We start from the raw sequence: 8,817 nt of genomic DNA, 5'->3' as shown, positions 1-8,817 counted from the left end.
ACACGGAAGTTAAGCCCCTCAGGGCCGATGATACTGCACGGGTAGCTGTGTGGGAAAGTAGGTCGCCGCCAGAATTAATAACCAAACGCCCCGCTCCTCAATTCGAGAAGCGGGGCGTTTGCGTTTTGTTCCATAACCTGCGGTTGTTGACGTAACGATAACTGGTGCTATAAACAACGTAACAGTTAGCGTTTGAGTGTTGTCAGGAGGTGGAATATGAGATCGGTACTCGCGATTGTTCTCTTGTTTGTTGTCAGTCTGCCTGGATCAGCCTTCAGTATTGAAACCCAACGCGAGCTACCCATCACTGTGCAACAACCGTCTGTGCAGGGTCTTCAACCTCGCAAGCCGTTGGTCAGAGCAACTGAAAAAATGCCAGCTACTGCTCCGCAGTGCCGTGGTGGTCAGGTGTGGAATGGTGTCAGTTGTGAGTGCCGCCCTAACTTCTACTGGAATGATCATAAGCAGCAGTGTCGACCTGTACGCACGTGCCCGCCAGGTCAGCAGTTTAATCGAGAACAGGATACCTGTGTTGGCCAGGCTTGTACCGGTGGACAGGTCTGGAACGGTAGCAGTTGTGAGTGCCGACCCAACTACTATTGGAATGAACGCAAACAGCAGTGTCGTCCTGTACGCACGTGTCCACCCGGCCAGGAGTTTGATCGTGAGCAGGATACCTGTGTCGCACGTTGCACCGGCGGGCAGCTATGGAACGGCAGCAGTTGTGAGTGCCGTCCCAACTTTTATTGGAGTGAGAGTCAGAATATCTGTAGGCCGGTGCGGGCCTGTCCGCCTGGTCAGATGTTTGACCGGCAACATGACACCTGTGTAGCGCGGTGCTACTGGAATGAGCGTATGAACCAGTGCCGTCCGGTACAAAGTTGTCCAGCAGGACAACTGTTCGATCGTGAACAGGATGCGTGTGTGCGTCCCTAGCTGCCATGCTTTACGTGATTATTCAGATCCAGTGACCGGTTTGTAGCTCTTCAAGCGAAGCTACAATTCTATCAGCTTGCTGTAGGCGCTCAGCGGGATAGCTGTTGCTTACAGCAACAACCATGAGCCCGGCGCCTTTTGCCGAGCTGATACCAGCCGGTGTATCTTCAATGGCGATAATGTTGTGCGCGTCTGGGCTTAGTTGATCGGAATAGGCAGCAATCAGTTGCTGTGCTGCTATGCGATAGCAGGTGGGATCAGGTTTGCTGTGCGGAACATCATCAGCGGTAATGATCAGCGAGAAGAAGCTGGCGACGCCGAGCTGATCTATGATCGGCAGAATATCACTCCGTAGCGCCCCGCTACAGATTGCAAGTGGCGTTCCCTGTTCGTGCAGTTTATGGATGAGTGCTGTGACGCCGGGGTACGGGGCTACACCGCTGGCTATAACTTCCTGGAAGATGACCGCCTTGTGTGCGATCAGTTGTTCAAGTTCTCCCTCTGAAAGTGCGACGCCTCCCTGCGCAAATGCTTCTCGAAAGGCATCCCGGTCATCGAAGCCCATATACACAGCGAGGTAGTCATCCCAGCTGTAACCGAGATTTCGGGGGGTCAGAATTTTCTGAAAGGCCTGGTAGTGTAGTGGCTCTGTGTCAACGATAACACCGTCAAAGTCAAAAATCACAGCTGCTGGATACATGGATGAATGGTTTCCTTTGTAGACGAGGGGGCATACCTCTGTACGGGATATGCCCCCTCGTCGCGCTCAAGATTTGTCCTATTATTTTTGTGAACGTGGCAAAGGCGAAGCAATGGTGGCAGCTACATCAATGGCGCGGCTGGGATCGCCTGCCCGATCAGTGCCTTTCGCGATTTTGGTCCGGATCCGTTTGTTTACCTGCGCCAAGTCGACGCCGGTGGTGGCTACCACTTCAGCCAGCGTTTCCTCGGTAGCGATCAAGTGGTAGGCCATGTTCTCTACCTTTTGCACCAGAACATCAAGGGTTTCGCTGATGGTTCGTACGAGAGACGAAAGGGTTGAAAGGTTTTCAACCATGAGCTCTTCGCCTGAAAGTTGGGCAACCTTCGCTGCTTTGGGAGTTTTCTTTGTGGCCGCACCTGCAGCAGGTTTGGCAGCAATTGCCTTAGTTTTTGCTGCAGCCTTTGCTGCCATTGGTTTCTGAGCTGGTTTGCTCTTTGCTACAGCCTTGGTAGTAGACTTTTTCACTGACTTCTTGAGTGCCATGGGAAACGAGCCTCCTTTCGGTACATGCTGCGAACTGGTGGTGTTTAGTCTTGCTGATACTCAATCGTACCATTACCTTTCAACTGGTCAAGGGGCAGCAGGATAAAAAACGTTGCTCCAGGGCATTGTTCCGGATCGTATCCGCTGGATTCAACCCATATTTCCCCGCCGTGCATCTCCACCATCCCTCTGGCGATAGAGAGGCCAAGTCCGGCTCCACGTGACTTGAAAGCAACCTTGCCGGAGCTGTGTTCCTCGATATTGCCTGACTCGTAAAACTTGTCAAAAATGTGCAGTTGTTCTTCCTTGGCAATGCCGATGCCGGTATCGGCAATACTGATTTCAACATAGCGGTGCGGCTCGCGGCCGATGTGCAACAGTGAGGGCGACTGATCCTGTCCGGGTGGTTGCTTGCTGTGCAAAATCTCACGGGTGCTGCTTTGTATCCTGATCTCACCGCCATCTGGAGTGAATTTTATCGCGTTGTTGATCAGATTGGCCAGTAGTTGTATCAATCGGCTTTTGTCACCGCTTATGGCCGGTAGTTCAGGGTCAAGGTGCAGACTGAGCACCTGTTTGCGCATCGTAAAAAAGAGGCGTTGCTCCTGGGTTGCCTGCTCGATCAATTCGTTAATATTGACCGGCTCCAGCTTGAGAGCGATCTTTTTACGGTCGATCATCGAGACATCGACCATATCCCTGATAATGCTGTTCAGACGTAAGGCTGCGGTGGATATGTGCTGGGTCATCTCGTAGACGGTAGGAGTCAGGTCGTGGTGCATGTCTTGAAGCAATAGTTCCGTGTAGCCCATGATGACCGTCAGCGGTGTCTTGAGTTCATGTGATGCCATCCCCAAAAAGGAGTCTTTCATCTTGTTGAGTCGGGTCAGTTCTGCCGCACTGGTCTCAAGGTTGTTGAGCAGCTGGCGTTCACGGGTCACATCGCGGATGATTACCTGCAGCAGTGTCTGCCCTCCAGCCTTGATGCAGCCGATCTGCATCTGACCGATCACCTTGAGCTGTTGTTTGGTGTGCATGGTCAGCTCTTCAACAATGGGCGTGCCTGTCTTGGCGTCATTAATGATCTGCAGGATATGGGGGATGTTTTCGACCTGCAGCGACAATAGTAGTGACGAGATATGTTTGTCTATCAGCTCGTTGGCGCTGTAACCTAAAAGTTCTTCAGCCTTTTTGTTGGCTAGTGCGACAGTCTCATTTTGGTCGAGAACGATGATTGCGTCGCCAGCATCTTCCAACAGCGTCTTGTAGAGTTCTTCTGATTTTTCAAGCTGCGAACTGAGTTGTTCAAGTTTTTGGAATGAGTCCCTGAGTTGGTTGTGGGTTGTTGCCAGTTCTTCGTAGTTGTTATGGAGCGCAGCGTCACGACTGGCGAGCGATGCAGCCATGGTCTCAATCTTTTCGGCTAGTTCCTTGAATTCGCGGGTTGTCATTTCGGGCAGAGAAAGTTTGAAGTCACCTTCGGCTACGGTTTTGACCCCGGCTAGCAGCGTTCCGATCGGGCCACTTATGTAGCGTTTGACAAAGATGACGACACAGGCAAACGAGATCAGGAAAAAAACGACGAATACCGCCCCTGATTTGAGCGCCATGCTGTAAACCTTGCTGCTGACGCTCGATGAAGGGAGTCCGATGTGGATATAGCCAGTGACCGAGCCGTCGTACGAGTGCAGGGCGATAGCTGTGTTGTAAAACGTCCGTGGGCCGAGTGTCAGTAGCGTCGTACGGTTGCCGTGTCCGTGGGGATTAGTGCCGATATGAACGTTTTTAAAGATAGGGTCACTGCTGTGCAGCACATGGCCTTCTTGTGAGGTGACCACGGCATAGGTAATATCAGGGTTAGATACGACAACATCGCGGCATTTCTCGTCCAGTCCAGGGATGTCGTGCAAGCGCAGCCCCAGGCTGAGAACTTTCTCAACAGCTGACTTCATGGCTAGCCCGATGCTCTGCGAACGGAGAATCTGGGCTTGAATGTAGTCTTGACGGAAGCCGGCAATATTAACCCCTGCCGTGGCCAGGGTGGTCAGCGAGAGAATAATGAAGGCAAAAAGTATAATCCTGTGTTCAAGTGAATTGCGCACGAATCCCGCCATCATCAGAATGCGTCCACTAATACCATGTATTCATAGTATTTGAAACGGTGAAAACCGATGTCGACCCCGTGAATACGGCTTTTATGGATACTTTACGGTTGACGATTCATGATTATGCTTTATTATATTTTCACCTTACGAACAGGCCATTAGTGGCCTATGCTGGGTTCTACTACTTTATTTCCAGGAGGATAGGGTATGGCATTGCGTATTGCTATTAACGGTTTCGGACGTATCGGTAGAATGGTGCTGCGGTCCATTTGCAAGGACAAGGAGATCGAGTGCGTTGCCATCAACGATCTGACTGATGCAAAGACCTTGGCCCATCTGTTCAAATACGACTCAGTGCATGGTATTTTTCCTGGAAAGGTAGAGGCTGCCGATTCAAAGCTGATCATCAACGGCAAGGCAATTCAGATACTGGCTATAAAAAATCCTGAGGAGTTGCCTTGGAAAAAGGAAAAGGTCGATCTGGTCCTTGAATCGACCGGTCTGTTTACCGACCGGGCCAAGGCGGAACTGCATCTGAAGGCTGGGGCCAAGAAGGTCATTATCTCTGCCCCTGCCACTAACGAGGACATCACGATTGTTATGGGGGTCAACCACCAGCTGTATGATCCCAAGAAGCACCATATCATTTCCAATGCCTCCTGCACCACTAACTGTTTGGCACCAGTGGCCAAGGTGCTGCATGAAACTTTTGGAATTGAGAAGGGTTTGATCACAACCGTACACTCCTACACCAACGACCAGCGCATTCTTGATCTGCCCCACAAGGATCTGCGTCGCGCCCGTGCAGGCGCATTGTCCATGATTCCCACCACCACCGGTGCTGCCAAGGCAGTGGCCCTGGTGTTGCCCGAACTGAAGGGCAAGCTGGACGGCATGGCCATTCGTGTGCCTACCCCCAACGTCTCGGTGGTGGATCTGGTGGCAACACTCAAGAAAAAGGCCGATGTCGACAAGGTCAATGCGGCCCTCAAAAAGGCTGCTAAAGGAGCCTTGAAGGGGGTGCTGGGCTTTGAGGAGGCGCCGCTGGTCTCGATCGATTTTAACGGCAATCCCAATTCATCAATTGTCGATGCGTCTTGCACCAAGGTGCTGGATGGCAACATGGTCAAGGTACTCTCCTGGTATGACAATGAGTGTGGTTTTTCGAACCGGGTGGTTGACCTGATGAGACTGGTTGCCAGCAAAAAGTAACCGTGTGCATTAAGTAAGTCGAGGGGGATCTGTCATCCCCCTCTTTTTTTATTACAGACACGTGCGATTGGGGAGAATACGCAATGCCAATTCGATATATTGACCAACTCAAGGACATCAAGGGCAAGAAGGTTTTTATCCGCGTTGACTTTAACGTACCGCAGGATGAAAAGGGGAATATCACTGAGGATACCCGGATTGCTGGTGCAGTGCCCACCATCAAATATGCCGTTGAGCAAGGGGCAAAAGTGGTGCTTGCGTCACATCTGGGGCGGCCGAAGGGGGAGAAAAAACCGAAATACACCATGGCCCCGGCTGCCAAGCGTCTTTCACAACTGCTCGGTAAAAAGGTTGTCCAGGCCCCGGATTGTTTTGGCCCTGAGGTGGACAAACTGATTGATGCCATGAAGCCCGGTGATGTGGTCATGCTCGAAAACGTGCGCTTCTATGCCGGTGAAGAAAAAAACGATCCAGCTTTTGCCAAGCAACTGGTGAACGGCTGCGAGATTTATGTCAATGATGCCTTTGCCGTCTCGCACCGCGCCCACGCCTCGGTGGAGGCGATCACCAAGATCGTCCCCACCATTGCCGCCGGTTTTCTGATGAAGAACGAGATGACGTTCTTTGACAAGGCGATGAGCAACCCGGTGCGACCACTGGTGGCAATCCTGGGAGGCGCTAAGGTGTCCGGTAAGCTTGAGGTGCTGGAGACGTTGGTCAATAAGGTCGACAAGATTGTGATCGGTGGCGGCATGGCCTTTACCTTCCTCAAGGCCATGGGCTACAGCGTCGGCAAATCGCTGGTGGAAGACGAGTTGATCGCCACAGCCAAGAAGATCATGGACAAGGCCAAGAAGAAGGGGGTCACCTTCTATCTGCCGGTGGATTGCGTTGTAGCCAACGCCTTTGAGGCCAACGCCACCAATTTCGTGACGACCGTACAGGAGATCCCTGAAGGCTGGATGGCGCTGGATATTGGTCCGGCCTCGGCCACGTTGTTTGCCGAGACGCTGCGTGACGCCAAGACCGTGATCTGGAACGGACCGATGGGGGTTTTTGAGATGGACGCCTTCTCACGTGGCACCTATGCCGTGGCTGAGGCGGTGGCCAACTGTTACGCCACCACCGTGATTGGCGGCGGCGACACCGACGCAGCCGTCAACAAGGCAGGCGTGGCCAGCCAGGTCAGTTACATTTCCACCGGTGGCGGTGCATTCCTTGAGCTGTTGGAAGGCAAGATACTGCCCGGCGTCAAGGCGCTGGACGTCAAGAAATAGGAGGCCTGCGTGCGGACACCACTGATAGCCGGTAACTGGAAGCTTTTCAAAACGATCAGCGAGGCCACTGCCTTTGTAACGGCCCTCAAGCCGCTTGTAGCAGAGGTACAGGGGGTCGAGGTGGTTATCTCCCCGGTGTTTACTGCCTTGAGTAGTGTGGCGGCAGCAGCGGCAGGCAGCCGGATTAGAGTGGCTGCACAGGACTGTTATTGGGAAGAGGAGGGGGCCTTCACCGGTGAGGTTGCTCCCGGGCTGCTGAAAGATGCCGGCTGCAGCCATGTGATAATTGGTCATTCCGAGCGTCGCCAATATTTCGGCGAAACCGATGAAACCGCCAACCGTAAAACCAGGGCCGCCTTGGCAACAGGCTTGACCGTTTTGCTGTGTGTTGGCGAAACCCTGGTGCAGCGTGAGGCAGGAGACACCTTCACGGTGATAGAATCGCAGATCACCGGTGGCCTGCAGAGCCTGGTGGCTGAGGAGCTCAAGCAGGTTGTCATCGCCTATGAACCGGTCTGGGCCATCGGTACTGGCAAGACTGCCAGCGACGAACAGGCCCAGCAGGTACACGCTTTTATCCGGCAGCTGGTTGCAAAGTTGTACAGTCAGGCCGATGCTGATCAAATTCTTATTCTGTACGGCGGCAGCGTCAAGCCGGAAAATGTCAAAGGATTGATGTCGCAGCCTGACATAGACGGAGCACTGGTTGGGGGTGCCAGTCTAAAGGCGGATTCCTTTGCAGCGATAGTCCGCTTCAACTCCTAACTTGGTGCTTTACAAGCAAGGGCAGAGCGTGCTATATAGTCATCCTTTTTAACGTTGAGAGAGGGACGTGATGACTACCCTGATAGCAGTACTACATATCCTTACCAGCCTGTTCATCATCGGCGTGGTACTCCTGCAGTCCGGTAAAGGTGCCGAGATGGGCGCCTCTTTCGGTACCGGTGGCAGCCAATCCGTATTCGGCGCCAGTGGCGGTGGAAATTTCATGACCAGAGTCACTACGGCGGCAGCGGTAATCTTCATGCTTACCTCGCTGACCTTGGCGTACATTTCAGGCCATGCCCCCGGTTCAACCATTATGTCCAACAAGGCTGTGCAAAAGGCTGCACCGGCAGTGCCTGCTGCACCTCAACAGCCTGCGCCGGTGAAGTAAATACAAGTTTTGTTTGATTGCAGACCTTTGTGTCTGTACTGCATCAAACCCTGTGCCGAAGTGGTGGAATTGGTAGACACACCATCTTGAGGGGGTGGCGGGCGAAAGCCTGTACGAGTTCGAGTCTCGTCTTCGGCACCAAACTAAATCCTAAAGTGCATACACTGAACAGGCCGCAAAAAATGCGGCCTTTTTTAGTGCCAAGTATCGTTACGGTGTAACGATACTTGGTTTGGTATTTGTAATGTTGAGGAGGTATTGCTATGGCCATGACAGCAGCAGAAAGACAAAAGCGCTATCGTGAGCGTAACGGCCGTAACGCTGGCAAGCGGCGCATTAATCTGGTGGTGTCCGCATCGGTTGTTGCCAGGCTTGATGAGCTCGCCCAGCAATACGGCGTACATAAGCAGGTGATGCTGGAGCGGGTTATTCTTGAATACGGCTCGCTACTGCGTAACGCGCCAGAAGTTGTGCTCGATGCTGTTGAGGGTGAAGTGGCGAGGCTGCTGGGGTTGGCTGGAGGTGATGCTGCAAGGGCGCTGACACTGCTGAACAAAGAGGCAAAGCAGACCTGGCCTGATTTTTTTAGGAGTAAGGCTGCAGCGAAACAGGCATCACCGGAATATCGGCGTGTGCGTGCGATACGACAGCAGCTCCGCAAGGTGCAGCAGCGTGCCCTGGAGACGAGCAAGCTGCTGGTAAAGAACGAGTCTCAGACTGAATTGCGTGTTGATCAGTTGACGTTTGGATTTTAGGGCCTTAAACGCAATCAGGTCCAGCTGATGAAGTCGGCTGATTGCTGCTGTTTTAGATGTTTTTTTGTGGTGTTTGCCCCTGTTTCAACTTTACATTCCTCGGGTTGTCCATTATCCTTCCAAATTCCAT

Annotated in this window: 8 protein-coding genes and 1 tRNA gene; 6 read left to right on the top strand and 3 right to left on the bottom strand. The window is 52.7% G+C overall.

Annotation, left to right across the window (positions count from 1 at the left end; genetic code table 11):
* Positions 1 to 958: 958 nt before the first annotated feature.
* The 3 genes from RBQ93_RS02490 to RBQ93_RS02480 all read right to left on the bottom strand — a co-directional run bounded on the left by RBQ93_RS02490 (position 959) and on the right by RBQ93_RS02480 (position 4,299).
* Positions 959 to 1,636, bottom strand: a complete 678-nt coding sequence (locus RBQ93_RS02490) for an HAD family phosphatase (protein ID WP_320370428.1) — start codon at positions 1,634 to 1,636, stop codon at positions 959 to 961.
* A gap of 81 nt (positions 1,637 to 1,717) precedes the next feature.
* The gene (locus tag RBQ93_RS02485) at positions 1,718 to 2,182 is read right to left on the bottom strand and encodes a hypothetical protein (RefSeq protein ID WP_320370427.1); all 465 of its coding nucleotides are present in this window, start codon (positions 2,180 to 2,182) and stop codon (positions 1,718 to 1,720) included.
* A gap of 44 nt (positions 2,183 to 2,226) precedes the next feature.
* On the bottom strand, positions 2,227 to 4,299 hold the full coding sequence (locus RBQ93_RS02480) for an ATP-binding protein (RefSeq protein ID WP_320370426.1): 2,073 nt from the start codon (positions 4,297 to 4,299) through the stop codon (positions 2,227 to 2,229).
* Positions 4,300 to 4,494: 195 nt separating this feature from the next.
* Between RBQ93_RS02480 and gap the strand changes: the two genes are divergently transcribed.
* The 6 genes from gap to RBQ93_RS02450 all read left to right on the top strand — a co-directional run bounded on the left by gap (position 4,495) and on the right by RBQ93_RS02450 (position 8,687).
* Positions 4,495 to 5,499, top strand: coding sequence for a type I glyceraldehyde-3-phosphate dehydrogenase (gene gap, locus RBQ93_RS02475; RefSeq protein WP_320370425.1), 1,005 nt, complete (start codon positions 4,495 to 4,497; stop codon positions 5,497 to 5,499).
* 83 nt (positions 5,500 to 5,582) lie between these two features.
* Positions 5,583 to 6,776, top strand: coding sequence for a phosphoglycerate kinase (locus tag RBQ93_RS02470; protein WP_320370424.1), 1,194 nt, complete (start codon positions 5,583 to 5,585; stop codon positions 6,774 to 6,776).
* Positions 6,777 to 6,785: 9 nt separating this feature from the next.
* The gene (gene tpiA / locus RBQ93_RS02465) at positions 6,786 to 7,541 is read left to right on the top strand and encodes a triose-phosphate isomerase (RefSeq protein WP_320370423.1); all 756 of its coding nucleotides are present in this window, start codon (positions 6,786 to 6,788) and stop codon (positions 7,539 to 7,541) included.
* A gap of 70 nt (positions 7,542 to 7,611) precedes the next feature.
* Positions 7,612 to 7,932, top strand: coding sequence for a preprotein translocase subunit SecG (gene secG, locus RBQ93_RS02460; protein WP_320370422.1), 321 nt, complete (start codon positions 7,612 to 7,614; stop codon positions 7,930 to 7,932).
* Positions 7,933 to 7,986: 54 nt separating this feature from the next.
* Positions 7,987 to 8,073, top strand: a tRNA-Leu gene (locus tag RBQ93_RS02455).
* Positions 8,074 to 8,195: 122 nt separating this feature from the next.
* On the top strand, positions 8,196 to 8,687 hold the full coding sequence (locus RBQ93_RS02450) for a hypothetical protein (RefSeq protein ID WP_320370421.1): 492 nt from the start codon (positions 8,196 to 8,198) through the stop codon (positions 8,685 to 8,687).
* Positions 8,688 to 8,817 lie beyond the last annotated feature (130 nt).

Source organism: Trichlorobacter sp., from assembly GCF_034008105.1.
Taxonomy (GTDB): Bacteria; Desulfobacterota; Desulfuromonadia; order Geobacterales; family Pseudopelobacteraceae; genus Trichlorobacter.
This window is presented reverse-complemented; position numbering and strand designations above follow the sequence as displayed.

What these genes read in the sequence shown, in the direction of transcription:
- gap (WP_320370425.1), top strand. Translation starts at nt 4,495, where the DNA reads ATGGCATTGCGTATTGCTATTAACGGTTTCGGACGTATCGGTAGAATG.
- RBQ93_RS02490 (WP_320370428.1), bottom strand. Translation starts at nt 1,636, where the DNA reads ATGTATCCAGCAGCTGTGATTTTTGACTTTGACGGTGTTATCGTTGAC.
- RBQ93_RS02480 (WP_320370426.1), bottom strand. Translation starts at nt 4,299, where the DNA reads ATGATGGCGGGATTCGTGCGCAATTCACTTGAACACAGGATTATACTT.
- RBQ93_RS02470 (WP_320370424.1), top strand. Translation starts at nt 5,583, where the DNA reads ATGCCAATTCGATATATTGACCAACTCAAGGACATCAAGGGCAAGAAG.
- secG (WP_320370422.1), top strand. Translation starts at nt 7,612, where the DNA reads ATGACTACCCTGATAGCAGTACTACATATCCTTACCAGCCTGTTCATC.
- RBQ93_RS02485 (WP_320370427.1), bottom strand. Translation starts at nt 2,182, where the DNA reads ATGGCACTCAAGAAGTCAGTGAAAAAGTCTACTACCAAGGCTGTAGCA.
- RBQ93_RS02450 (WP_320370421.1), top strand. Translation starts at nt 8,196, where the DNA reads ATGGCCATGACAGCAGCAGAAAGACAAAAGCGCTATCGTGAGCGTAAC.